The sequence below is a fragment of the Yersinia sp. J1 genome, from assembly GCF_050586585.1.
In the GTDB taxonomy this organism is placed as follows: domain Bacteria; phylum Pseudomonadota; class Gammaproteobacteria; order Enterobacterales; family Enterobacteriaceae; genus Yersinia; species Yersinia entomophaga.
Map to the genome: position 1 here is coordinate 36049 of NZ_JBOBDP010000014.1, position 24635 is coordinate 60683.

Genomic DNA, 24635 nt, shown 5'->3' on the forward strand with positions numbered 1-24635 from the left:
CGAAACCGGTCGGTTTCGTACACTAGTCAGCCATACTGTCCGAAAGTGAGTGAATTCACTATCGTACATACGTTATAATCCGTACATCCTTTTCGTACAGAAAATATCACTATGTCACGTGTTTTTGCTTACTGCCGGGTTTCGACTCTGGAACAGACAACAGAAAACCAGCGGCGGGAAATTCAGACCGCCGGTTTTAATGTTCGTGCCCAGCGATATATTGAGGAACATATTAGTGGTTCGGTTGCCGCGAGTGAGCGACCTGGATTTATCCGGCTGCTTGATCGTATGGAAAGTACCGATGTTCTGATAGTCACCAAACTTGACCGCCTAGGTCGAAATGCGATGGATATCAGAAAAACGGTGGAACAACTGGCAGCTTCAGGTATTCGGGTTCACTGCCTGGCTTTGGGCGGTGTAGATCTCACCAGTCCGGCAGGGAAAATGACCATGCAGGTCATTTCCGCCGTAGCGGAGTTTGAACGGGACCTGCTGCTTGAACGCACACACTCAGGTATTGCGCGGGCAAAAGCAGCAGGGAAACGTTTTGGCCGTCCTTCCACCCTGAGCGGAGAACAGAAACAGGCCGTTATTGAGCGAATTAATATAGGCTTAAGCATCAGCGCAATAGCGAGGGAGTTCAACACCACACGGCAGACCATTCTCAGAGTGAAAGCTGCGCATCCGTGATATTAAGATGCGCCCCCGTGTTTCACATATGGCACCAGTGGAGCACTTAGCCAAAGATGCCAAGATACCCATGAATCCCCATGTAAATCCCTACACATCCAATAAGAGCACTTGAAAAATAAGGCGCTTTTTTTGCAATTTTATTAAAACCACCCCAGCGCTTTGCGACCTGGCGGACACTCACCGCAGCTCCAACACCGACAGTGACCAGCGTCAGTGCAAGCCCAATGCTGAAGCAAACAACCAGTGTTGCTCCTAATGTTAAAGCTTTAAGCTGGATACAGATTAACAATACGGTAATTGCAGCAGGACAAGGAATAAGCCCTCCAGTCAGGCCGAATAACAGGATCTGTCCGTTCGTGACTTTTTTTTCGGTAAAGCGCCGCTTGATGTCATTTGCATGTGCCAGCTCATGAGCATCCTGATATTCCTTAGAATTTACATTCAGGCCTCCCAGCGAAGAGTGATCATGTTCGTGTTCATGGAAGGCAACATCATAATCATGGACATGGCCTCGATGGCCTAACGAAAGACGAACTCCAAAGTTATGAGGTTCTGGAATGGGCAATCTGGATTCTAAATATTCACCTTTATCAACAAATTCAAAAAGCTGTGAAAACGTAGCTGCCTCTCGAATTGTGGCTAACGAAACATCGCTGGCTGCCCATTTCGTGCCACTGAGCGTGCGTAACCGCCAGTGTGGGGGCTGATCTTCCTCAAAGATGGATAATTCAACTTTACCGTGACCGGTATCTATCAGACGTGACTCGTCATGATGAAGGTGTTTTTCACTTTCCTGCATCCCTTCCAGCCAGTTCTTTTCACCTTTCCAGGTCCGCCAGAACATCCAGATAGCAGTGCCAAGGATGATGACTGCGGAAACCAACTGTAGCCAGGGTTCGGCAGATTCGGCGGTGAACTTATTGCTGAGATACATTCCGCCAAAGGCAATCAACCAAACGATCGCGGTATGTGAGAGAGTTGCTGCCAGTCCAAGCATGACAGCCTGCCGGACAGTGCCCTTGATAGCGATGATGAAGGCCGCCATCATGGTTTTAGAATGCCCAGGCTCCAGCCCATGAAGAGCACCGAGTAAAATTGCACTGGGAATGAAGAACCAGGCGTTTCCTTGCTGCAAGAGAGTTGTAAATTCGTTCATGATAATAATTCGTAGTAAGAAGTGGCGATTCGAATTCTACTCCCCCCCAGTATAACATACTACCCCCCAGTAAAATGGTGATGCTACACTTCAGAGAGATTTTTTTGGTGAATGAGGTTTCAGGATGTCGCATACGATCCGAGATAAGCAAAAAATAATAGCCCGCACAAACAAGATTCAGGGGCAGGTTGTGGCGCTGAAAAAAATGCTGGATGAACCCCATGAGTGTGCCGCCGTTCTACAACAGATCGCAGCAATACGTGGGGCAGTGAATGGATTAATGCGGGAGGTGATTAAGGGGCATCTGACAGAACATATTGTTCATGAAGGTGAGGAAAAGAAACGAGAAGCAGACCTTGAGGTCGTGCTGAAGGTGCTGGATTCCTATATTAAGTAATCGCTCCCATTCCCACATTTTTGAAACAATGCCTTTCATTTGTTTCCTTCTCAGACACGCTCAAAATATCTACTGAAACCATGCGTAACCCCTACGTGTGGCAGACTGATGTGGCTTAATGAGATGGTCACTCCCTCCTTCAAAGCTGTATGCTGAGAGCAGGCTTAAACTGGAGAACCATCATGGAAAACATTGCGCTCATTGGTATCGATCTGGGGAAAAACTCTTTCCACATTCATTGTCAGGATCGTCGTAGAAAAGCAGTTTTTCGTAGCCAAAGCTCTTTGAATTTCTGGCTACATGCCCGACAACCACCATTGTGATGGAAGCCTGTGGTGGTTCTCACTTCATGGCGCTGGGACATACGCCAAAGCTGATATCACCACAATTTGTCCGTCCGTTCGTTAAAACTAACAAAAACGACTTCGTTGATGCCTAAGCTATCTGTGAGGCTGCATCACGTCCATCAATGCGCTTCGTTCAGCCTGGAACGGTGTCTCACCAGGCCATGCTGGCCCTACATCGTGTTCGTGAGTCTCATGTGCAGGATAAGCTAATCAAATGCATGCTTTTCTATTGGAGTTTGGCGTCAGCGTTCCTCGAGGTGCTGCGGTTATCAGTCGGCTACACGCACGATACCAATCGAACTGAAGACGCCGGACGCAGAGCGACTCAATGCAAAACAGCTGAACGACGTAATGGTCTGGAGCCAGACGCGACAATCCTTTATCCCAATAGGTAACGTTGTCAGTGGGTTTTCTACCGAATGGGAAGATCCACTGATTATGCGTAGGGATCGTAAACGGACGCTGACCGTCCAGATCGATCCCACTTCTCAGAGCGGTGAAACGTCGGCCGAACTTCTGTTGCGCATCAAACCACCTATTGAGGCTATCAAACTACCCCATGGCTATAAACTGCAATGGGGAGGGGACTATGAAAGTACCAAAGAAACTCAGGCCGGTCTGCTCACCTGTTTACCTGTAGCTTTTTTGATCATGTTCATTATCACCATGCTGATGTTCAGCTCACCGAGGAACGCCGTGGCGATTTGGCTGACCATTCCGCTGGCACTGTTCGGCGTCACGCTGGGCTTCCTGCTCACCGGTATTCCGTTTGGCTTTATGGGGCTGATCGGCCTGCTGAGTTTAAGTGGCATGCTGATCCTGCTGGATGCCATTATCGATGCATCGACCTCGTGTTTACGCCCGATCCTGCTGACCGCCTTTACCACCGTGCTCGGCCTGGCCCCACTGCTTAGTGATGCCTTTTTCCAAAGCATGCCGGTTGTCATCATGTTCGGGCTAGGTTTTGCGACGGTACTGACGCTGCTGATTTTACCGGTGTATATTTTCCCTCGCCTGCAACGGGGGGGAGAGTATAATACCTGCTTGCAACAGCCCTACTTTGATTTACTCTTTTATACTTTATCCGTTGGTGCTGTTGCAAACGGACGGAATTTTACCCCTGATGCTTTAAGATGACGAGCGTCAGGAAATCATCCTTTGCCTGGTGGGTACACTGTCCAGACGGAAAATTAACCCATCTTTTTCTAATATGAGGATCCATGACTATATTCACTACTTTTTGGGCGTATCTGGCAGAGACTCAGTCCAAGCCTCTGCGCGTCTTGCATCTGACCATCGCTTTGTTTGTCATTGTCCAAATTGTGAATAGCAACGGGGTTCAGTTGGATGCTCTCGCACAAGCGAATGCTTCAGGAATGAGCTTTTTTTTCACCTGGATGCATATTGTTATTGGTATTACTCTTTTTTTACTCACACTCTCTTTGACCGTTTACTGTCTGGTTAGCCGTGGCATTAAATACTTTTATCCTTATTTATGGGGGGACTTCAGCCAGATAAGGCAGGACCTGAAACAGATGATGAACTTGGGGTTGCCCGCGGCCTCACCAAAGGGACTGGCGGCGTGTGTTCAGGGGTTGGGATTGGGTGCTTTGTTGTTGGTCGTCTTATCCGGTCTGTCCTGGTTTATTCTTTTCCGTATGGATGTCCCTTGGGCGACAGAAGTGCTCGGTTTGCATAAAACCTTGACAGCACTGATTGAAGTGTACATTTTCGCACACGGCGGAATGGGGATACTCCATCTTATCCTGAGCCACTATATGAAAAAAAGGGCTCGTTAAGCAGCGTGTATGACACACCAAAGGGACAGGCCACCGTTTTTTGCCTGCCTGGTTTTCCTGCGTTTCCTCGTCATCCATTTACCCGGAAGTCGACACCGACGTTCTGGTGAACCCCGATTTCGGATGACGACACCATCACAGGCGCTTCGGCCAAATCCATTGCCAGCGTTGCCGCAGTATAATCGACAGACGGTTATACTGCGGGCAATTTATTGCCACATCAAGCGACACAGCAATACGGCAATACGGCAATAAACCCAACAATGATTAGCCCAAATATCTCCATCGGGAAATAAATTCCCATATAAATCTTTCCCCAAACGATGCCAAGACCGAGCAAAAGTCATAGGCTCCCTTGAAAGCGAACACCAACCTGCAATAGCAAACTTATCCCGACAGCAGAAATAAGCGATATGTGATAGGGAAAATAAACTTCGGCAACATGGGTGATAAAAGTATGTCCTACGGGGACCATGAATGGGTGTGGATATCGCCAAAAAAAGACTGACACACAGATTCAAACCGATCGCCAGTACGCCAGAAAACGCTGCAGCTAACACAGTTTTCTTGATGTATTTTTTGACAAAAAACCAGTTCAGCAGCAGGATGCACGGTACCACGATGATCACATCACGGGCAAAAAAGTGCCTTAGCATCAGCATCGACAAACCGGGGTGTGCCGGGGCATTAATCAGATTGAACAAATACAGATTGATGGTTTCTATAACGTGCTGTGGCCATATATTCATGGCTATCATTTTTTTTGCAACATTCTCTATAGACTCACCCAAATCAATCATGGGGGGCTCTGTGAGGGAGAAGGAGCCTGACTTGCAGTCCAGTGGGGGAGTTCGCCGCATTATGCAACGTAACCTCGCCCCCCATCCGTGAGACGATGGCCTTGACAATCGACAGTCCCAGCCCGGATCCTGACTGTCCGCTCCCCTCTATCCGATAGAACGCATCAAATACGCGAGTTCGCTTATCCTCCGATATTCCTGGACCATTATCCTCAACCTCAATAATGACCTGTTCTCGAGTACCGTAAAGGCGAAGGTCAATACATCCCCCTTTTGGGGTGTAACGAATGGCATTCTCGATCAGGTTTTTCACTACGGTGAAAAGAGCTATTTCATCGGTGTAAAGGGTGATATCCCCAGTATCAACAACCCCTAAATCAATATTCTTCTCCAATGCCAACGGCAAAAGACCTTCTATGGCCTGTCGATAGACGGATTGTATTGAGGTTGGAGACTGGGGTGTCTTCATGGTGATTTTTTGCTGGGCTCGGGCTAATGACAAGAGTTGCTCAAGCAGGTTTTTTGCCCGATTAATCCCCTGTCGAAGCGTATCAAGGCGTTCATGTGCCTCCTTGGACATGGCCGACTGGTTGAGGCGTTCAGCCTGCAATGAAAGTGCGGTCAATGGCGATCGTAGTTCATGGGCCGCATCTGCGACAAATCGTCGCTGGTTTTCCATGGCACTGCCGACTTTACCCAATAGCCGATTAATCCCCATAACAAAAGGGCGAACTTCATGCGGAATGTCCTCTGAAGCCAAAGGGGTGAGATCTTGTTCATCACGTTGGTAAACGTCATTGGCCAGCCGTGTAACCGGTCGGAAAACCTTTCGGATCAGATCGGCCACAATCAGGAGGAGAACAGGCAGTAAAATCATGAAAGGCATCAAGGTACGCCAGGCACTGTCAAGGGCCACCTCATCCCGCATCGCGGTTTTTTGCCCTATGGCAACCTGTAAACTCTGCGATAATGAGGTCACTAAAACCCGATAGTTACCATGGTCTGAGGAAATGGTCTGAAACCCCTCGGACAAGGGAAGTGGCAAATGAAAGTACGTGAGAGAGCGAGATGACTGAGCCGTGTTCCCGACGATAAATTGAACGATAACATTGTTATCCTCTTCATCCTCCGGGTTTTGACTCACATAACTGCTGTTTGCGATGGGGAACTGTGCCTTTTTTAATACCCCTGCAATTTGAGTTAATGTGGCGTCCTGCAACTCATGAGCTTCGTCAAGAACTGAGAAAAAAGTAAATCCGCCTGATATCAGGGCGACAACAGCAATGGCTGAACATAAAACAATCGACAGGCGAAGTTGAATCGAACTTTTTACCCGTTCTTTGATACCATCCATCCGACCCCCCTCACATTCCTGATGGCATCATTGCCAAGTTTTTTACGCAACGCGTGAATTAAAAACTCAACGGCATTGCTTTCAACCTCGTCTCCCCAGCCATATATCCGCTCTTCCAAGTCGCTGCGAGACAGAATACTCCCCGGCCTGAGCATCAGTGCCTGAAGTAACGCAAACTCCCGGTTTGAAAGTCGGAACGTTGTCTGACTCTCGACAAGGCAGACTTCATGTGAAGCAGGATCTAACGCCAGGGCACCATTGCTCAACACCGGGGTTCCATCCCCTCCTTTTCGACGTAACACCGCCCGGATGCGGGCTAACAGCTCACTCATGTCAAAAGGTTTGAGCACGTAGTCATCGGCTCCACCATCGAGCCCTTTCAGTCGGTCTTCAAGAGCATCTCGGGCGGTGAGGATCAAAACCGGTGTTGCAAGCCCTTTCTTGCGTATGCCTGATAACACCGCGAGACCATCCTTACCGGGTAAACCCAGATCCAGAAGCACGACATCGTAATGTTGACAGGCTGCGCTGGACAGGGCATCGTCACCATTGATAACCCAATCCACCGCGTAAGCTGCATCTTTTAAGGCGCTTTGAACGATCTCACCGATCATCGCATCATCTTCTACCAGAAGTATCCGCATCAATTCTCTCGCTATAATGAACGACGATGACAGTCCCCCCAAATACGACGCGTTCAAAACAGATCTGTAATCTGGCCATACTGTGGATGGGCTTTGCCTGACAGTATACCAAACCATGTCCTGTATTCCGAGGCGTCCAGTTTCCCTCTCAACATCCCTTAGCCCTACGTCCTGATATGCCGATGAGCGTGGAAAATACTGCCAGTAAGATAAGCCCCCCATTTTAGTAGAAAGCTCGCTTCTTCAGAAGCTTGAAACCTGAGAACTCATTGCGTCACTTTCTTCTCTGTCATGGTGAGATACCCGACCAATCCGACAATGGTAATAAGGAACAGACTGCTGGTCAGTGTTGTTCCCAATCCCAGTCCCCCGTTTGCTATTGGTTGCGAAAGGAGGTCACCACACGATGCTCCCAAAGGACGTGTCAGAATATAGGCTATCCAGAAACACAGCACCGCGTCGATTTTGAATTGAAAATGTGCCACAGCAGTCATTGCAATCAGCGCACCGAAAAGTATAGCGGCATTGACGTAACCGAGTTGTAACCCCTCAGCGACCCAGTCACCCGCTGCCGTGCCTAACGCAAAAGTAAAGAGAATAGCCATCCAGTAAAAAAGCTCACGTTTGACAGAGTCTATCGCGTGAATGGACAATGTTTTCTCTTTTGTATACCAGATGCCAAACGTGGTCAGCAGTAATCCTGCAAACATCAGGGTAGAGACAGCCAGAGGAACGCCAAAGTGGTCCGTTAAATTATCGGTCAGCAGGGTACCGAATACGCTGATGAGCACAACCGATATCCAGTACAAAGATGGCACATAATGTTTGGTTCTTATTTGGAAGAATAATGCGAGCGCCAGCAGTGCCCCCATCACAACCGAGGTGTGTGTCAAACCGAAATGCAGGTTAACATTAAGAAAATCGGCTGCGGTTTCCCCTACTGTAGTAGACATCATTTTGATAAGCCAAAAGAAGATGGTGACCTCTGGTACCTTGTTCACCCAATTACTCGTCTGTTTCTCTATGGAATATGCCATGATAAAAACCGTCATAGTGTGGTTGCGTTTGCTCAGTATTTCACGGCTTCCTTAGCGCTGACTTAGTGGTACTGAACCCTGTTTAGCAAAAGGCGCGTTTTGAGCTAAGATAGGTATAGGGGCATGACTCGGTTTTTGCATTTTTCAATCAGGAAGACGGTTTCGAGGAGTTCTTGGGGTATTAAACACGGCTTTAGACTTGCACAAGGTTGTGGTTGACATAAACTTCATGGATAGACATTTATTTCGACACAAAAGTGTGATAGACGTCTGTAGTCATTAGCCCCACCGAAACGGGGGGGCTGACAGGCATAATACAACTTATTGATAAATATCAGCGGTGATGTTTTTGTGTCCCTGATGGCCTCCTTCAGAGGTGATCACGTAATATTTCCCGCCTTTCTCATCAACTTTTTTACTGAGATGATCTTTGGACATGGTAAACCCATCTTCAGTAACGCTGATGGTGCCTGTTTTAGTATATTTTGCCGCTTCTTCCTTCGTGATTTCCTGTGCAGCCAGTGCAGAGAAAGATACCAGAGAGGTAATAATGATAATGCTTTTCAATAACTTCATTTCATACTCCTTGTATGTTTACATGTAAGCATATATGACTCTAGGACATTCTCGACAATATGCCAGTAAGCACGCCAATTAAGAATAAAAATCCAAATTCATGCGGTAAAGCAGTGAGTAATTAAGTTTGAGCATGAAAATTCAGTGACATTCATTATCAAATCCGTAGATTATTTATTAAGAAAGAAGATGGACGTGATGCATGGTCATAGGGTTATCTTCTCTGCGGCCGGACGTTGAGGAAACAGCCATAAACAGGCGAGCATGGCAGTAAATAAGACGGCGGAAGCAGAATAGCGACTTAATTCCAACCCTCCGGCACTAAGCGGTTTGTCGAGAAAATCACCGACGACAGCCCCCAAGGGGCGGGTCAATATGAAGGCGCTCCAAAAGAGGGTGGTACGCGAAATTGACGTGAAGAAATAAGCTATGCCCAGTAATGACAGCAACAAACCGAACACTACCATCCCACCCAGATAGCCTAATCCTGCGGTATCTGCAGTCCAATCACCAAGAGCAGTCCCCAATGTCTGAGAAAACATAATCGTAGCCCAGTAAAAGATTTCCGCTTTGGGGAAACTGACCGAGTGTACCGAGATTGTCCCCATCGTTCGATACCAGACGAGTAAAGAAACTCCCAATAATGACAAGAGAATGGTTGTCCCCCCCAGGTATCCTATTCCTAACGAACGATCGGCAAAGTCGGCCAATGTCGTCCCGACGGTTGTGGTAGCAATGACCGTTAACCAATAGATGTAAGGGTTAAAACTTACGGACTTTATTTGAACAGCAACAGCGATGAGAAAAATAGCGGCAAAGAGAATTGTTCCCGCCAAATAGCCCAGTCCCATCGACATGGAAACGGCATCCCCCCCCGTTTCTCCCAGGGTCGTTGCCGCAATTTTTATCAGCCAAAATAGTAATGTGACTTCGGGGACCTTGCTAATACCGTGTCTGAGTGTGTCATTCATCGCGGTTCTGGCTCCAGATAGTGTTTTAAATCGGGCAAGGGGAAAAGCCCGCAGTATCCTCTGTCCAACGCCAAGGCGTCAATTCAGTACGCGGGCTCACTTTTCTTAACGATTGATATGGTCTTTCCCAATAGTAAAAGGTGCCTCACAACTGTGATAGTTCGGGTTACAATAGTTGTTATTCTCGCCAGTCGGGGGGGCTATCTTGTCGTTCCCCAGCGTAAACGGTGCCTCGCAGCTATGGTAGTTGGGGTCACAATAGTTGATATTTCTCCCTGTCGGCGGGGCTATTTTATCTTTGCCTATCGTAAAAGGCGCTTGGCAACTGCGGTAGTTTGGATTGCAGTAGGTATTATCCACACTTTTGGCTTGTGCGGAGAAAGCGGCAATCAAGAGAGCACTTCCAGTCAGGAAGAGTGACAGGGTGAGTTTTTTAATCATTGCGTTCATTATTACTTCCTCTTTGATAACCAACAGAAAACGCTATCCTGCGGGTAGGGTTATTAACAGTATCTGACTCTGCCTTGTTGCCTTTGGGCTGGGCCCGTCAGGGTTTCAGTCCCCCCTGACGGGCTCTCAGTCGCTTTCATGAAAGGCGGTTTTTACCTTACCGGTATATGTCGGCTTCGATGGTTTTATGATCCTGGTGACCTTGTTCACCAATAATCACAAAGTAACTCCCCCCACGCTCACTGACTTTTTTCGCCAGTGGGTCATTTCCCATCGTAAAACCGTCCTGAGAAACTGTGACATTACCGATTTTCTGATATTGCCGTGCCTGGTCATGAGAAATTTCAGTGGCTTTAGCTGAAACCAGCGATTGCGACATATCTGATGAAGGTGAGGTGGTATTCATCATGCTGGCAAAGGCAGTGCCCCCCAAGGAGGCTAGAACTAACGTCAATGCGGAAAGTTGAATGAAGCGTTTCATGTTGATTCTCCCAAGTTGCGCATCTGTTTGCGTAATGGCAAATCTACAGGGGAAAACTTAGCGGACACTGAGGAAGTAAAGAAACTAATTGCTATATTTAATAAGAATGATGAAGCCATCCATGGGCGGATGTTGAAGATACGTAGGCATTGGGAGTTTTAGGAAGGTTTGTGCACAACCAATAGATGGATAACCATATGATTGTCATTGAAATAATGGATGAAATCCTCATCCAGAAGAGTTGGAATATTGCTCTTGGCCGTTGACTTCATCATAACGTCATTAAAGACCGTCCCAAAACAACAACGATCAGTAGCCCGGCGCACAATAACCTGTTCAACAAAGACTATAGCGAATACCTGGAGTAGCTTCGGCTATTCCGCGACTACGTCTGTTAGTGGACTTGGTCGCACCTTATGGCCAAAAGTTAACGTGAAACTCTGCCACTGTCTAAGATAGTGGCAGTCGGCTCTGACAGTTGCCTAGAGCATCTAAATTTATATACAGACAATGAATTATCTCGTTAGCGTTGTTTTTTACATCATTGGCCGCCTATATTATTAAGTAATCGCTCCCATTCCCACACTTTTGAAACAATGCCTTTCATTTGTTTCCTTCTCAGATACGCTCAAAATATCTACTGAAACCATGCGTAACCCTACGTGTGGCAGACAAGACTGAACAAAAAACAGGCTTAGCGTAGGATATTTTCCGTTTTCCAAGCGGATCCCAAAGTCGCACGCTCCGTTCTTAGGAGAGCACTGTCAGGTAACTGGCTGTGCTTATCCGACACTTCTAAATCAGCGTAGAAATAGTTAAAAAGACCCCCTGGGCGCTTAGATAATAGCGCCCTAGTTAATTATTCCAATACCCCCAGTTTTGTTCCCAAAGCCTCGGTAGTTTCTAACTTTTGTTCCATTTCCTCAATCAGCTGCAGCGTTAGCTTTACCAGATCTAGAGTCAGCTGTTCCGCTGCCGTAAAATTCAATTTGAGAATATTGAGCTGCCCTTTAGTTAACTGGCTCTGTATCTGTGCTTTTTCAAAACCATCGTATGGCTTGTTATCTTTGAGGATTTGTGTGATACGCCGCAGGATAACCTTATCAATACCAGGGTACTTTGGATTATCAAATATATGGGGATGGCTTTTTATAAAAGGCTCCCAGGAGAAGAGAATGTCATACCTGTGCGCATAAGTATGTTGTTTAGGTCGATAATGCCACACCCCAATAAAAGGGATATTCTCATTTAAGCACCGCTGGAAATGTTGCTGTAAATCCTGAGCTACAGCCCGTCCCTCATACAGTAGATAGTAATCCGAAGGCCTTAGGGATGGCACTGTAATGCGCGGTGGTAGGGCAGTCAAAACAGTATGAGTAGTCTTACCCAGCCACATGTCCCGTATTTGATCACGAACAGGAGGTATTGTTATACAGAACCAGTAAAGCGGGATGTATACCGCTATTGGAGGATCGAGCTCATTTCCATTTTCTGGAATATGAGGTAAAAAAGTATCTAGGATTTCATTAATACGTGGGTTATCTCTAAACTTTTCAAGCCAGCTAAGAAAGGGCCGTGTAACTACCTGGCATAAACATCCCCAGCTTGTACCATATTTGTACAATGACCAACCAGGCTCTCTCGCATAGTGTAATTGCACGTATGCAACCAGGCATTGTACGAATGCATCATGCGTGCGGGTTTTTATCGTAAATCTTTTACGCGGTTTGATTAGTAAATCAATAAACAACGTGGACATAGAAACCTGGCAATCTAAATTCATGGCTAAACCCATAATCCTACGTCATTTTTTTTGGAATAGCACTTTGCCTGCCTGTAAAACCAGTGTTAAACCCGATCCATCGTTCATGATTGATCGAATACTGATCAATACGGCTATGCCGTATGCAGGCGACAACAATGTAAAAGATAAACGCTATTGGTAAGGGTCGCCGGTGACCCGCGTAGCGGTTCCAGGCTTTCATAATCCCGTTACCTCCCCCATCCTGCTAGACCTATCTTTTTGAGGCTTGAGCTGTGCGAGAGCCGTTTAACCAATCTTACAGCAATGAATTAGTTTAACGGTCGGAGACAAAAGAAAGAACTAGCGACTGAAACTGATCGGTAGGATTAATCCTAGTTAATAACTTATGGTTATGCGAAGTTCTTTTGCCCGGCTTTAGCCGGGAGCTACTTATTATTGTTTTTTTTCTATATTGCCAATGTGTAATTTGCCCTGAGCAAAGCGAGGGGAGCTACTTTGGAGAGCAGGCTTTAGCCGCTCGAAAAGTACTCCTCTTTTTAGAGGCTTATTTTGTTCAGTAATAACGTTCGAAATTAATGATATTTATCTAACAGGTTACGAAATTAAGTACATCCATTCGAAGTTAATAGTACAAATATTCACCGTAATAAGAATTGCGTGACTGTCGATCATAAATTCGGGTGGATAATGAAAAATAGTCCGTTGAGTCGAGGTTAAATAACACTCAATCTCAGGGGTTCGGCCAACACAAAAACCGCGCAGCGCACGGTAGGGTTCGGGATGGGGTCATCTTGGGGCTAGATTATGCCTGCTCGCTCAAGCAACAGGCGGTAGTAAGTTTCCGGGTCACTGTGGCTCAGTCCGGGTTGCTCTTTCTGTAAGGCCTGTTCTTGCATCACGACGTCTAATCTCGTGACTTTTGAACTGGTTGACCATTTTACATACGCATCATAATACGGAGTTTTGCGTTTATGCTTCGCTTTGGCCAGACTGCGGATATTTTGCTGTGTCTGGTCCAGAATAAGATCGAGACGCTGGGTATTATCACGCTCTATTTCAGCCAGTCGTCCTTCTAATAGAGCCACTTTTTCTTGCTTCTCTTTTGCCAGGTCAGGGCTGACAACCCAACGTTTGATTTGTTTCAAGCGATTCCGTAGAGAGGGTTTGTCATTTAGATCAATACCAATACGCTCAACACGCAGCAGGTGCCGTTCATACTTTTTACGTAAACTTTCAGTCAACCCGTTTTTAATCGCCCAGGTTTTGAACTGGCCAAGCCAATGACGGATCTCTTCAACGGCGATCCCCCGTGAAATGAAGAATTTTTCGGTCAGCCATAACCGCAACGGTTTATTCTGGCCACTGTCAGTATCTTTACCGTGTAGAACAATCACGTACCCGAGCTGTTCCTGTACTGACAAGGCATGTAATGGGCTGTCATAGGCTTTGCGGCCGTTATCATAAACGTGCAACATCCCCATCGCGGCCGCTATTTGCTCAAACGGAGCCATGATTTCAAACGGGTAGTCACTGTCTGGGTTGTAATCGCAATTGGCAGCCAGAGCCATTGACAACGCGGTCAATGCCTCACAGCTTTCAGAACGTGCCGAGATACGCATTGCCTTTGGCGTGAAGTAAGGGTCATTACGCTTGGTATATGGCACATAACCTTCCCGCCGCAGTTCAATGAGATCATGATTGCGGTGCCAGTTATGGCTTTGCATACGCGCCACAACTTTAGCCGCCATGCCTCGAGGCACAGAGCAACACAACTGGGGTGTATAACGCCGATGAACTTTAGATTGTCCACGTCGCAAAGCGTTCGATTCGCCGCGCCGTGTACGTTTTAGAGGATCAGGATGTACCTGAATTGCCTGTTGGCTTTGACTATTCACCCCATCCTACACAGATGGCGGATGGGTATTGTTTTCTAGATTGCATGAGTTATAATCTCTCACAGGCCAGCGCCTGCTTTGTGACCCCCTGATATCCTTCGTCCCGCCAAGTTCGAGAGGATTTCGGGGGGTTTTTGCATTTAAGGCCCGATAAATCTGGTGCCTCTAACCCCGGACATTTAAGGATATGCCCCATCCTGTAACAGAACGACGTTATAAAACATCGCCCTTACTCATTCTTCTATAGCTGCTCAGATGCTTATGCCACTAAGAACCCCCAGCAAAACATGCGTAAATACTACCGGATTTTGGCCGGCTTGCAACAATTGGATCTCTGGTGATCTCTTTTTGTGCCGAATGCCACCATTTACGTATCCTATCTCACCGCACAATTATTTTGTATCCCCCCCAGCAACACAACAAACAAAATCCGCAAAAAAACCATTCCTTAAACATAGTTAGCCTGAAAAGAAAACAAGAACATATCGATTACTCAATTTTTTAGCCCGCCATCGATCAATATTTAACCACTCAGCAAAGGAACTATGGGAGTCAAATATTCTGATTATTTAGTTTTAAAGATCAATTGATCTACAAAAAGGATCTTTCCCAGATCTTTTGATCAAAAAGCAGGGGTAAATAGTTATTTATCACTGTTTGATGCGTTTATATCAGGATATATGATCGTTAAAAATTAATTTACAACAGATTGGATTGAAAATACCATTCAACACCATACTTAAGTACAGGTTCAAACGGTTTGCAAGTCCGCCAACTTACACCCGCCAAAAACCCGTATATTTGCTTTAGCCCGGACTGTGCCTGGTAGCTTCCTACCGGCACCTCTCTGCCCTTGGTTGTCGGGTACAGTCCAGGCTAAAGCGCATGTTAGGAGAACCGCGATGCACTTTTTCACTATCGCTCGTCTTTGTCAGTTGAATCCACTGGGTTCGATTTTGGCGGAGCATACTCATTACATTGCGCTTTTTCATTATTCTTCCGCTCATCACCGGGGAACATCATGGAACGCTGGTATCTCGCTTGCCATAAAGCAGGAAAAGATAACGTCTTCAAAGCCCAGATGACCCTGGAGCGCATTAATGTCATGGCTTTTAGTCCAATAATGCGCACTTATCGTCCTCGGGCCGACCGTCCGGGCCAAAACCGACAAGTCATTGAGCAGTTATTTCCTGGTTATATCTTTATTTGTTTCGATCCCGAAATTCATCACTCATCTAAAATCGAAACCTCTCCAGGCATCAGCCATCTGGTACGTTTTGCGGGCGAAATCGCGCCTATCCGCGAAACAGTCGTGGACAGTGTGATGCGGTTGCCGGTTTGTGTGCAGGCATTTTCAAGCATTCATCCCGGAAAACGTCAGTGGGATAAGAATCAGATTCCACTCAATAACGTGCAACGCCAGCAGATCCAGTCGTTGGTTGATGAAAAGGATGGCGAAGTACGCAGCGCCCTCTTCTTCGCTTTTATCGAGGCAATCCGCTAGCTACTAATGAGTTTGTTGTATTTGATTTCAGTATTTCTCTGCTTAATCGGAGGATAGATGTCAAAACAAGTCCAAGATGTTCCCCCTGTCATTGAATGGCAATCTGATGATTTTGTTCTACAAGCTTTTACCTTCGAAAATGATGTTCGTAGTCCGGGTAACAAAACACACGACACCGGTAAAGATTATCTCCCACAATATATTTCCCATTTGAACTCTTGTAGGCCTCGCCGGCATTCCTACCCCCAGTAGCACCCTCAGTCTCCACTGACCTCTTGACCACCCGTAATGTCGGGTGGTCTTTTTTTCCTGCATACGCCACCGCGTAACCGAGGTGACTTGAATGTCTCTACGCAAAACATATTCCCTGGGTGTTCAGCATGACCAAATGCTGACAGAACAGGCCGTAAACTTGACCGGAAGACTCGACCAGCCCATTGCTTGTCGCCATGTCCTTTACGCCATTCTGGACCTGGCTTACCAAATCGACAGCGCTGAACTGGCTCAGAAAGTCCTCGATATAGCCAACGAACCCCGTCGAACACGCGGCTCCAGGAATAAACGCCAATGAAAATGCTCATCCCCATGGCATTAGCGCCGATGGTGTTGAGCGGCTGTGCCCTGACGACTCACAAGCCCCCCGCAACGCCGGCACAACAATTAGTTACCACGCTGATACAAGAACAGCGCCCTCTTATTCAGCAAGCTCAGGCTGAACTGGCGTTAGTCAGCAATGTCCGATTAAAACCTAAGAATCCGTTGCCGGTTGTGCCACAAAAAGCAAACAAACCGGTATTAAATGCGGCCAATAAATCACAATCATCTATGCTGGCGGGCCAGAAGATTGCTGGATTACACGCTGTTAGTTTTACTGATGGAAGACCGGACACTCCAGCGCTGGCGGGCGCGGGTCAAGCTCAGACACTGAGGCAGGCAGTTACACGAATAGCGCCAGTAGGTTGGCAACAAAGTTATGGCCCAGGTATTATGCCCGATGTGCGGCGACCACTAGAGTGGCGCGGTAATGATCAGTGGCCGTATGTACTGAATAGTTTGCTTACGCCGGAAAAACTAAAACCATCAATCGACTGGCCAAATCGAAGGGTTTCTGTTTCTACGTTATCCACGACAGTCCCACTTGTACCCAAAGCCACCGCGATCACAACAACTACCGCACCATCCCTTAAAACTGAAGTAGTCAATAAAAGCAATCCATTCACTGGAAAATCTGTTCCAGAGAAGAAAACCCAAACAATACTTTCTGCAAAAATATCCACGCCTGGTGAGAAAGAAGCACGGCGTATCTGGATTATGGTGCCGGGTAGCACCCTCAAAGACTCAATTTTGACATGGTCTGCCGAAGAGAAATGTTCACTTCCAAACGTTAAACACTGGACTGTGGAGTGGTTAACTTCTGTGAATTACCGTATCGATGCTCCGCTGGTGTTCCATGGAACATTTATGGATGCACTGAACGGTGCTTTTAGCCTTTATCTGAATGCTTCGGTGCCGCTGTATGCAGGAACTCGGAGTCAGCAGTGTCAGGTAACCGTCAGTGACGAGGTGCCAAAATGACGCACTGGATGATGGTGTTTATGGCCGGTCTGTTGACATTAACGCTCGTCCCGCCCCGGCACACTGAAATGAATGCGTTGTCTACTCAAACCACCGAGGCGCAGGCACAAGCTGTGGCAACGGTAAGTTATATCAACCAGATAAACGACACGCTCTACACTCACCCACAGAACGATGGCGTGGTTGATATCGCAAAACCAGTATTCCCTCTCGGCCCTGTCAATAACCTCCGAACCCAAGGAAAAACATGGGTTTATCAACCTGACCATCCTGGACTCATGAATGCATTAATCAATGCATCACTGAGTTCATCGCTTGTAGGTCGAGTCTACAACCGGCAGCTGTTTGATCATACGGGACTCAGCACAGGACTCATGGCTCCCACATCAATTCCAGATGGGTCAATCGTCTACATCAATTAATGGAGAACACATGTTGCTACAACCAAGGGTAAAACTTGCCCCTATTTTTGCCTGCCTGTTACTGACAGGCTGCCCAAGTCTGGACCGCATTAATACTCAGATCAGTGATACTGAAAATACTCAGAAAATCGTTACTGGCAAGATTGAGGACATGCGAAAGGGCAAGGTCGTTCAAGAGCTGACATCGCAATGGATTAATACAACCCCCATCACCGGAAAAGGCAGCGAAAAAAGCCAACTCCCTTCGTGCGCACCAACATTTAGTCGTGCCGGTGACGTTAGCCTTGCAGAGATTGGTGCCTTCATTTCTACAACCTGCCGAATTCCGCTATTTATCACACCGGATGCCCAAGGGGTCGGTAGCTCAGGGGGAACAACGACTCAGGCAATGAGCGGTTCTATTCCCCCGCCTGATCCGACTACGGGCATGATCCCGTTGCCACAATTAGGTTCAATGTCAGGCCCCTCTGCTACACCGATGACTACGACCAGTAACACTTTGCATGGTGTTTTCTGGCAAGGTGGGCTAGATGGCTTCCTGGATAACATCACTACCCGCCTTGGGCTATCGTGGCGTTATGAGCAGGGTAAAATAACTATTTTTTACATTGATACACGCACGTTTCCTGTCAATTTCATGGATAACATGACGGTCTTTTCTTCCACAACAGTCAGCGGAACAACAACCAGCAACGGCAGTTCAGGAGGGACCACGTCTACCGGCGGTATTTCTGGCGATAACAACACATCACAATCGACCGAAACGAAGATTAAAACCAGTTTATATGACGATATCAAAACCACGGTAACCGCTATGCTGACGCCGAAAGTGGGTCGTATGAATCTTTCTGCTGGCATGTTAACGGTAAGCGATACACCTCAAGTACTTGAGGCTGTCGGTCGTTATATCGCTGACCGTAATAAACAGCTTAACCGGCAAGTGGTCTTTAATGTTCAGGTTTACAGTGTCGAAGCCCGTAATCAGGAAAACCTGGGGTTCGATTTGACCGGCGTATTTAACAGCGGCAGCGTCAAAGGCATGCTAACAGGTTCATTTGCGAATGCGGCCGAGAATGCGATGAGTGGAGGGGTTACCCTACTGGATGGAAAAGGGAAAGGGTCTGCGGCATTTATTAAAGCACTGTCTGAAAAAACCAACACCAGTATCGTGACTCAAGCCTCTGCCATGACCACGAATATGTCACCAGTACCTTTACAAATGGCATTACAGCAAGACTTTGTCGCTGGAATTACGACATCTCAGACTGCCAATGTAGGCAGTTCTACTGATATCCAGCGAGCCACCATTACCACTGGTTTTAATATGGTGGCGATGCCTTACATGATGCCGGAAAGCGACCAGATGCAACTGCAATTTTCTATAAGCATCTCAGATGATCCGACGTTCCGCACCGTCAAACAAGGTGATGCGCAATCAGAGCTTTCCCGAACACACCTTAAAACCTCCACTTACCGCGTTATTCTCCGTTCTGGCAATACCATGCTGCTGACTGCCTTTGATCAGGGCAACAACACGGCATCCAAACAGGGCGTTGGATCAACCTCATTCTGGGGATTAGGTGGCGGCGGAAACGCGGAGAAAAGTCGCAATATGTTACTCATTCTGGTGACAGCTAACATTGTGGGATAAATAAATGGACGATTCGTTACACATATTAAACGGTGCCACCCGCCTCCCTCTTCCCCCCGACCAGAATTGGCTGGCTGCATTAAGGTGGGAAATAGCGCCCACACAGAGTAAGTCCGAGTTACGGCGCAGAGCCACCCAAGAGGGGGCAACACACTTTCTCGCTACATCTTTTTCTGAGAGCGAGTTATTGGCGTGTTGGGTACAAGTGCCAAAAAGTGAAAAGAAAGCGCCTATCAGTGCCGCCCTGGCTGTAGCTCATCAACTCAGTGATGATTGCTACGCGGTGTTTGAACTACAAAGTGATATCTATTGGTTTGTGGCCAGCTGTAAAGGCCAACTCTCCGTTCTGAGTGACAAGGTGGGCAACAAAGAAAGTATGCTAGCCGCTATCACTTTTTTCTTGTCTATGAATAAGAGCACCCATAAATGGCATGTTATTGCGCCTGTGGGTTTTTTTGAGGATAGGGAGGCTAACCCAACGCCTCTGATTGACTTCACTCTCTCGTCCAGTGTTAACAAACTCTACAACATCCCTTCGATGTCCCTGCGTCGTCCAGTGCAAAGGTATTCACTGATTGCGCTAGCCGTAGTAGGTGTCATCGTAGGAACACATATCTATCAAGGGTGGAAAGAAGATAAAGCATTGCAGATTGCAAAACTGCAACTCAAAGAAAACATTCAGGCACAAAAACCCGTATTACCCCCCTGGCCTTCTCTGCCAGATGCTCCCGCCATTATTCGTGGTAATGGTGAATATCTAATTCCTCTGTCCGTCGCCGGATGGATGCTTGAAAGTAAAACCTACACCCGCCAGAGCGATATCGCTCTTATCTATCGTCGGACCGGTAACGCCAGCGTTGCTGATTTTAGACGACGGGCACAAGAGTTGTTTGGCGAACACCAGGTTGCTTTCAATATTCCTGGAGGGGCAGATCAAGCGACAATCACGTTGCCCATATCGGTGTTAGCTGGTTCAGGACAGCAAAAACTAATCGGTCTGACAGAAGCTATGCTAATACTGACCACATTTGCCCAGCGGCAAAATGCACAGTTGCAGCTCGACCCCCAACCGAATACACGATTAATCGACGGAGAGAACATCACGCTACCTTGGCGGGAAGTCCGTTTTACGTTAATCCTCCCGATATCGCCTGACATCTATATCGATTCATTACCGATGCCTGGGTTACGCATAGCCCGTATTCGCACAGTACGTGAGGGTGTTCGCCTAAGCTACACACTCGAAGGAACTCTTTATGCCAATCCATAACCGTGTACTTCTTATTTTTCCGCTGCTATTTGCTCTGGCCATAACGGCACATGCAGATACCGAAATTCCAACTCAGCAAATACCCCCGGAAGAAAGCACAGCCGTTCCCTTACCGTCTGGTACCTTGAACGAATTGGAAAAACTCAATACGCAAACGTTATTGACCGAAGCACAAGCCCAATTGGCCAATGCACGGGCCTCACTTCAAAAAGCCAAGAGCCAGTACAGCGACACATCATCAGGGCAGATGGTTTTGTCGGGTACAAATTTGCCTCCCGGATTGCCTAATCCCTCAATCAGTATGCCCCAGCAAGCAAAGTCTGGCCCTCCCCGTATCCTTGAAATCAGTGGACAAGGACGGTCGTTATCGGCTCGCCTGATGCTTGATACGGGTTTATCTATCATTGTCCGCACGGGCAGTAAGATCCCCGGCCGCGATTTACTCGTGACGGATATTTCTGCCAGTACCGTCGAAGTAAAAGATACGCAGGGCCAGCGTCATACCCTGACTTTTGGTGAATAACATGACACTTACTAATTCCCCTCCAGTTTTTGAATTCAATGCACTGGCTAACGAATATATGTTCTGGGAAATGGGTTCCCCCCCAGTTTGCTATGTATCTGCCGACCATTGCAAAATGCCTGCGGTTCAAAGTGAACTGCAACGAGCGCTGGCCAAGATCCCTGGTCTGAACACTGAGATAGTTCGCTTTGATGAAATAGCCCAGCACCGCCAAAAAAACCGAGTCCATGTAGAAACTGCAGAAAACCTACAACCGGAAGTCATTGACCTATTTGCCCAAGCAGCAGCCGCGGGAGCGTCTGATATGCATTTTTTGGTCAATACAGACGGTACCACCATCTATCAGCGTATCTATGGCGATTTGTCAGTTGTGGCCAATAAAAAGACTGATGAGGGGATGACTCTGCTACGTTGCATGGTTAACTCCATGACGGATACAGGCGCCAGGGAGTTCATGGAGAACGAGATCCAGGATGCCCGCATTGAAAACAAGTATTTGCACAAAGCTAATTTATATGCGGCTCGCTATGCGCATATTCCTACTGAGAATGGTGTTTATGCTGTTGTCCGACTGATCAAAGATGAAAGAAACGATATTCCCTCGCTGGAAATTCTCGGCTTCAATCCCGAACAGATCACACTGATACGGCGTATGCTCCGCAGTCCATATGGCTTTATCATCCTTTCGGGCCCGACGGGTTCAGGGAAAAGTACCACACTGCGTACTCTTGCTGAGATGTATACCGTGTTTACTTATGGCCTTAAACGCTTACTGGCAATCGAAGACCCCCCGGAGGGCAAACTACCTGGCATCCAGATCCCTATTTTCGCCGACAAAAGTGATCCTATAGCAGTCAAACAAGCCTGGACCCGAACTATTGCGGCCAGCTTACGTCTTGACCCTGATGCATTGATAGTAGGGGAAATGCGTGACAAAGACTCTGTTAAAACTGCGATTTCTGGAGCCGAAACTGGGCACCTTCTGATGGCAACACTGCATGCCAATGACGCGCCGAGCATTATCAGCCGTATGGTTGATACATTGGACGTGCCGCTTGCGCTTATCACTGATCCCCAACTGATTGTCGGCCTGATTGCACAACGCCTGGTGCCTTTACTGTGCCCTAAATGCAAACAGACTTATGAACAAGTGAAAGATAGCCTTGATGCTGATGAATTACAGTTGATTGCGACCTATTGCGACAAAGAAAAAATCCGCTTTCGTAATCACAATGGTTGCAATAACTGTCACTTCGGTACGGTAGGACGCCGAGTTATTGTTGAGGTTATTCGGCCTGATGCTCAGTTCATGCACCACTATCGACATGAAGGCAAGCTTGTAGCTCGAAACTACTGGGTTAACAAGATGGGAGGCACCACGCGCGGCATGCATCTTCAACAATATCTTAATCGTGGAGAAGTTGACCCCCTCGAGGGAGACCGTATCAATCCGCTGGATGAGGACACCTTGTTAGCCCTGGACACCGCTCCCCTTTCTGCCTGACCAATTAGTTTCCTCATATTCCACAACGTAATACCTTTCTGAACTGTTAGGAGCCCACACATGATTTCATGGATAAAAGCTCGCCTAAAAAGCCTGCCGAGTACTAAAATTCGTCCTCCAGCTTGGTTTTCTCGGCTCGATACTTGGGTCGCTCGAAAAACTTTCTTTATGAGTGAACGGCGACATCTTTACGAACAACTGGCCTTCTTGCTCGACAACAAATCTTCACTTAAAGAAGCCATTACCAAACTTCAATACGCCGCCAGGCAAAAAGGAAAAGAGCGGAGTTCTCTGATGTACTGCCTCAGTGATATACATTCCGCATTGACCACAGGGCAAACACTGGACAAAGGCCTGTCAACTTGGGTTCCACATAATGAAAGCACCATCATTATGTCAGCCAGGTTAACAGGTGATTTGAGTAATGCGCTGAAACGTACTATTCAAAATATCGATACGATCGGAAAGCTAAAAAGTAAGGTCATCAGTAGCCAGATTTATCCGGTGTTTTTATGTATGGGTACTCTGGTTGCGATGCACTTTCTTAACGATAAATATATACCCACTGTTCTGGCAATCATCCCACGTGAGGCATTAACCGGGAAACTCGCACTATTCGTCGGTATTACCGAGTTCTTTGTCTCCAACATGTTCCTACTACTGTCTGCAATTGCACTAACAATCATATCCATTCTATGGACCATGCCGAATTTGACCGGAAAGGTTCGTAATCGTGTTCTTGACCGGCTATTTCCATGGAGTGTGTATAAAGAGACTGAGGGTGCGACATTCCTGCTTAATTACGCAGCCCTAATACATCCATCTATTCGTATGGAACAGGCACTTCATCTTCTGTGTGTGTACGCCTCGCCCTGGTTATTTGAGCGCCTTGATGCTACGCGGCGCAAACTCAGTAAAGGGGTGAATTTTGGTCAAGCCCTGCTGTTAACCGGTTTTAACTTCCCCTCACGTGATGCCGCAGTACATCTTTCGATTCTAAGCGGGGGGAATGATGCCCAGGACCTTATTAAGTCATTTGCCTCCTTCTGGCAGAAAGAAAGTCTCAGCAAAATCACCAAAACCTGCGCTGTAGTTAACTTCGTAATTCTGTTGTTCAACGCCAGTTATATCGTTCTGCAAATATTCGCGAGCGTAGAAATCAACGCGCTCGTCAAAACTCTCCACTAACCCTATAGAAAGGAAACTGTTATGAAAATTTTACGTCCATTTAGCACAATGAAAAAACCGCACAACACTATTAATAAAGGGACAACCCTGACAGAAATAATCATGTGGATGGTTATCGCGGGTGTCGTCATGTCTGCAGTTTATGCCGTATCTAAAGGTGCATTCTCAACCAGTGACACATCCAAAGAGCTTAACGCTTATAACGAAATGATGGCTAAAACACCTCGATTGTTAAAAAACGCGGGGCAGTATCCCTATAACGGCTCAGCCGATATGACCGGCACGTATATCGTCATGGCTAGCGGGGCCCCTACTGGTCTAACCCTCGTTGGCACCGCATCTTCTGGCTCAGCCGGTTTGACCAATACCTTTGGTGGTGATGTATCTCTTGCGCCAGTAGCCTCTTCTGGTGGCCAGAAATCTGGATTCTCGCTAACAACGGCCGCTATTCCACAAGATGCGTGTACCGTTATCGCCACCACGTTGAGTTCTGGATCAAACGTGGTGACAACAAAAGTAAACGGAACATCAACATCGGGTCCATTAACGTCTGCAAAAGCTGTGCAGCAATGTACGGCTGACTCGGGATCAACCGGTAACAATACCCTGATCTTCATCAGCCAAAGCTAAGGA

Annotated in this window: 23 protein-coding genes and 2 pseudogenes; 14 read left to right on the forward strand and 11 right to left on the reverse strand. The window is 47.1% G+C overall.

Annotated features, from left to right (window positions below):
- Positions 1 to 111 precede the first annotated feature (111 nt).
- The gene (locus ACQ4OC_RS16050) at positions 112 to 690 is read left to right on the forward strand and encodes a recombinase family protein (protein WP_430971396.1); all 579 of its coding nucleotides are present in this window, start codon (positions 112 to 114) and stop codon (positions 688 to 690) included.
- Between the two features lie 46 nt (positions 691 to 736).
- On the opposite strand, the gene ACQ4OC_RS16055 is transcribed toward ACQ4OC_RS16050, so the two are convergent.
- The gene (locus ACQ4OC_RS16055; protein ID WP_430971397.1) at positions 737 to 1849 is read right to left on the reverse strand and encodes a nickel/cobalt efflux protein RcnA; all 1113 of its coding nucleotides are present in this window, start codon (positions 1847 to 1849) and stop codon (positions 737 to 739) included.
- Positions 1850 to 1973: 124 nt separating this feature from the next.
- Here ACQ4OC_RS16055 and rcnR point away from each other — a divergent pair, with 124 nt between their 5' ends.
- From rcnR to ACQ4OC_RS16075, 4 genes and pseudogenes are all read left to right on the forward strand, one after another.
- Positions 1974 to 2246, forward strand: a complete 273-nt coding sequence (rcnR, locus tag ACQ4OC_RS16060) for a Ni(II)/Co(II)-binding transcriptional repressor RcnR (protein WP_430971398.1) — start codon at positions 1974 to 1976, stop codon at positions 2244 to 2246.
- Between the two features lie 182 nt (positions 2247 to 2428).
- Positions 2429 to 2873 (forward strand): annotated as a pseudogene (locus ACQ4OC_RS16065) (IS110 family transposase); the annotation flags it as partial.
- Positions 2861 to 3592 (forward strand): annotated as a pseudogene (locus ACQ4OC_RS16070) (efflux RND transporter permease subunit); the annotation flags it as partial. The pseudogenes ACQ4OC_RS16065 and ACQ4OC_RS16070, both read left to right, overlap by 13 nt.
- Positions 3593 to 3813: 221 nt before the next feature.
- Positions 3814 to 4392: a cytochrome b/b6 domain-containing protein gene (locus tag ACQ4OC_RS16075; RefSeq protein WP_430971399.1), complete on the forward strand. Its 579-nt coding sequence runs from the start codon at positions 3814 to 3816 to the stop codon at positions 4390 to 4392.
- A 209-nt stretch (positions 4393 to 4601) separates the two neighbouring features.
- Here the strand turns inward: ACQ4OC_RS16075 and ACQ4OC_RS16080 are convergent, their stop codons facing one another.
- The 10 genes from ACQ4OC_RS16080 to ACQ4OC_RS16125 form a co-directional block, all read right to left on the reverse strand.
- Positions 4602 to 5192, reverse strand: coding sequence for a hypothetical protein (locus ACQ4OC_RS16080; RefSeq protein ID WP_430971400.1), 591 nt, complete (start codon positions 5190 to 5192; stop codon positions 4602 to 4604).
- Positions 5185 to 6546, reverse strand: a complete 1362-nt coding sequence (locus ACQ4OC_RS16085) for a sensor histidine kinase (RefSeq protein WP_430971401.1) — start codon at positions 6544 to 6546, stop codon at positions 5185 to 5187. The genes ACQ4OC_RS16080 and ACQ4OC_RS16085 overlap by 8 nt, the downstream gene beginning before the upstream one ends.
- Positions 6522 to 7190 (reverse strand): response regulator, encoded by a 669-nt coding sequence (locus tag ACQ4OC_RS16090; protein WP_430971402.1) that lies wholly within the window; start codon positions 7188 to 7190, stop codon positions 6522 to 6524. The genes ACQ4OC_RS16085 and ACQ4OC_RS16090 overlap by 25 nt, the downstream gene beginning before the upstream one ends.
- Positions 7191 to 7456: 266 nt before the next feature.
- Entirely contained in the window at positions 7457 to 8191 is a 735-nt protein-coding gene (locus ACQ4OC_RS16095) for a COG4705 family protein (RefSeq protein ID WP_430971403.1), read from the reverse strand.
- Positions 8192 to 8548: 357 nt separating this feature from the next.
- Positions 8549 to 8794, reverse strand: a complete 246-nt coding sequence (locus ACQ4OC_RS16100) for a DUF1471 domain-containing protein (RefSeq protein WP_430971412.1) — start codon at positions 8792 to 8794, stop codon at positions 8549 to 8551.
- A gap of 215 nt (positions 8795 to 9009) precedes the next feature.
- Complete coding sequence (locus ACQ4OC_RS16105; RefSeq protein ID WP_430971404.1) at positions 9010 to 9774, reverse strand: COG4705 family protein; 765 nt, start codon at positions 9772 to 9774, stop codon at positions 9010 to 9012.
- Positions 9775 to 9879: 105 nt separating this feature from the next.
- A complete protein-coding gene (locus ACQ4OC_RS16110) occupies positions 9880 to 10224 on the reverse strand; it encodes a hypothetical protein (protein WP_430971405.1) in 345 nt (114 codons plus the stop codon).
- Between the two features lie 157 nt (positions 10225 to 10381).
- A complete protein-coding gene (locus ACQ4OC_RS16115) occupies positions 10382 to 10705 on the reverse strand; it encodes a DUF1471 domain-containing protein (RefSeq protein ID WP_430971406.1) in 324 nt (107 codons plus the stop codon).
- A gap of 859 nt (positions 10706 to 11564) precedes the next feature.
- The gene (locus tag ACQ4OC_RS16120; RefSeq protein WP_120806782.1) at positions 11565 to 12500 is read right to left on the reverse strand and encodes a hypothetical protein; all 936 of its coding nucleotides are present in this window, start codon (positions 12498 to 12500) and stop codon (positions 11565 to 11567) included.
- Between the two features lie 767 nt (positions 12501 to 13267).
- A complete protein-coding gene (locus ACQ4OC_RS16125) occupies positions 13268 to 14365 on the reverse strand; it encodes a Replication protein (RefSeq protein ID WP_230596536.1) in 1098 nt (365 codons plus the stop codon).
- A gap of 1021 nt (positions 14366 to 15386) precedes the next feature.
- Here ACQ4OC_RS16125 and ACQ4OC_RS16130 point away from each other — a divergent pair.
- The 9 genes from ACQ4OC_RS16130 to ACQ4OC_RS16170 all read left to right on the forward strand — a co-directional run bounded on the left by ACQ4OC_RS16130 (position 15387) and on the right by ACQ4OC_RS16170 (position 24632).
- Positions 15387 to 15869 (forward strand): transcription termination/antitermination NusG family protein, encoded by a 483-nt coding sequence (locus ACQ4OC_RS16130; protein WP_120806783.1) that lies wholly within the window; start codon positions 15387 to 15389, stop codon positions 15867 to 15869.
- Between the two features lie 567 nt (positions 15870 to 16436).
- Entirely contained in the window at positions 16437 to 17444 is a 1008-nt protein-coding gene (locus ACQ4OC_RS16135) for a TcpQ domain-containing protein (protein ID WP_120806785.1), read from the forward strand.
- Positions 17441 to 17866: a type IV pilus biogenesis protein PilM gene (gene pilM, locus ACQ4OC_RS16140; protein ID WP_120806786.1), complete on the forward strand. Its 426-nt coding sequence runs from the start codon at positions 17441 to 17443 to the stop codon at positions 17864 to 17866. Before ACQ4OC_RS16135 ends, pilM begins: the two co-directional genes overlap by 4 nt.
- A 10-nt stretch (positions 17867 to 17876) precedes the next feature.
- Entirely contained in the window at positions 17877 to 19517 is a 1641-nt protein-coding gene (locus tag ACQ4OC_RS16145; protein WP_120806787.1) for a PilN family type IVB pilus formation outer membrane protein, read from the forward strand.
- Positions 19518 to 19722: 205 nt separating this feature from the next.
- Positions 19723 to 20787 carry a type 4b pilus protein PilO2 gene (gene pilO2 / locus ACQ4OC_RS16150; protein WP_410483096.1) on the forward strand — a complete coding sequence of 355 codons (1065 nt, stop codon included), beginning with the start codon at positions 19723 to 19725 and terminating at the stop codon, positions 20785 to 20787.
- Positions 20774 to 21310, forward strand: coding sequence for a type IV pilus biogenesis protein PilP (pilP, locus tag ACQ4OC_RS16155; protein WP_234049644.1), 537 nt, complete (start codon positions 20774 to 20776; stop codon positions 21308 to 21310). Before pilO2 ends, pilP begins: the two co-directional genes overlap by 14 nt.
- Before the next feature lies 1 nt (position 21311).
- The gene (locus ACQ4OC_RS16160) at positions 21312 to 22814 is read left to right on the forward strand and encodes a GspE/PulE family protein (protein WP_205582781.1); all 1503 of its coding nucleotides are present in this window, start codon (positions 21312 to 21314) and stop codon (positions 22812 to 22814) included.
- A 60-nt stretch (positions 22815 to 22874) separates the two neighbouring features.
- The gene (locus ACQ4OC_RS16165) at positions 22875 to 24002 is read left to right on the forward strand and encodes a type II secretion system F family protein (protein WP_120806738.1); all 1128 of its coding nucleotides are present in this window, start codon (positions 22875 to 22877) and stop codon (positions 24000 to 24002) included.
- 21 nt (positions 24003 to 24023) lie between these two features.
- Positions 24024 to 24632 (forward strand): type 4 pilus major pilin, encoded by a 609-nt coding sequence (locus ACQ4OC_RS16170; protein ID WP_120806739.1) that lies wholly within the window; start codon positions 24024 to 24026, stop codon positions 24630 to 24632.
- Positions 24633 to 24635 lie beyond the last annotated feature (3 nt).

What these genes read in the sequence shown, in the direction of transcription:
- ACQ4OC_RS16050 (WP_430971396.1), top strand. Translation starts at nt 112, where the DNA reads ATGTCACGTGTTTTTGCTTACTGCCGGGTTTCGACTCTGGAACAGACA.
- ACQ4OC_RS16055 (WP_430971397.1), bottom strand. Translation starts at nt 1,849, where the DNA reads ATGAACGAATTTACAACTCTCTTGCAGCAAGGAAACGCCTGGTTCTTC.
- rcnR (WP_430971398.1), top strand. Translation starts at nt 1,974, where the DNA reads ATGTCGCATACGATCCGAGATAAGCAAAAAATAATAGCCCGCACAAAC.
- ACQ4OC_RS16075 (WP_430971399.1), top strand. Translation starts at nt 3,814, where the DNA reads ATGACTATATTCACTACTTTTTGGGCGTATCTGGCAGAGACTCAGTCC.
- ACQ4OC_RS16080 (WP_430971400.1), bottom strand. Translation starts at nt 5,192, where the DNA reads ATGATTGATTTGGGTGAGTCTATAGAGAATGTTGCAAAAAAAATGATA.
- ACQ4OC_RS16085 (WP_430971401.1), bottom strand. Translation starts at nt 6,546, where the DNA reads ATGGATGGTATCAAAGAACGGGTAAAAAGTTCGATTCAACTTCGCCTG.
- ACQ4OC_RS16090 (WP_430971402.1), bottom strand. Translation starts at nt 7,190, where the DNA reads ATGCGGATACTTCTGGTAGAAGATGATGCGATGATCGGTGAGATCGTT.
- ACQ4OC_RS16105 (WP_430971404.1), bottom strand. Translation starts at nt 9,774, where the DNA reads ATGAATGACACACTCAGACACGGTATTAGCAAGGTCCCCGAAGTCACA.
- ACQ4OC_RS16110 (WP_430971405.1), bottom strand. Translation starts at nt 10,224, where the DNA reads ATGAACGCAATGATTAAAAAACTCACCCTGTCACTCTTCCTGACTGGA.
- ACQ4OC_RS16115 (WP_430971406.1), bottom strand. Translation starts at nt 10,705, where the DNA reads ATGAAACGCTTCATTCAACTTTCCGCATTGACGTTAGTTCTAGCCTCC.
- ACQ4OC_RS16120 (WP_120806782.1), bottom strand. Translation starts at nt 12,500, where the DNA reads ATGGGTTTAGCCATGAATTTAGATTGCCAGGTTTCTATGTCCACGTTG.
- ACQ4OC_RS16130 (WP_120806783.1), top strand. Translation starts at nt 15,387, where the DNA reads ATGGAACGCTGGTATCTCGCTTGCCATAAAGCAGGAAAAGATAACGTC.
- ACQ4OC_RS16135 (WP_120806785.1), top strand. Translation starts at nt 16,437, where the DNA reads ATGAAAATGCTCATCCCCATGGCATTAGCGCCGATGGTGTTGAGCGGC.
- pilM (WP_120806786.1), top strand. Translation starts at nt 17,441, where the DNA reads ATGACGCACTGGATGATGGTGTTTATGGCCGGTCTGTTGACATTAACG.
- ACQ4OC_RS16145 (WP_120806787.1), top strand. Translation starts at nt 17,877, where the DNA reads ATGTTGCTACAACCAAGGGTAAAACTTGCCCCTATTTTTGCCTGCCTG.
- pilP (WP_234049644.1), top strand. Translation starts at nt 20,774, where the DNA reads ATGCCAATCCATAACCGTGTACTTCTTATTTTTCCGCTGCTATTTGCT.
- ACQ4OC_RS16160 (WP_205582781.1), top strand. Translation starts at nt 21,312, where the DNA reads ATGACACTTACTAATTCCCCTCCAGTTTTTGAATTCAATGCACTGGCT.
- ACQ4OC_RS16165 (WP_120806738.1), top strand. Translation starts at nt 22,875, where the DNA reads ATGATTTCATGGATAAAAGCTCGCCTAAAAAGCCTGCCGAGTACTAAA.
- ACQ4OC_RS16170 (WP_120806739.1), top strand. Translation starts at nt 24,024, where the DNA reads ATGAAAATTTTACGTCCATTTAGCACAATGAAAAAACCGCACAACACT.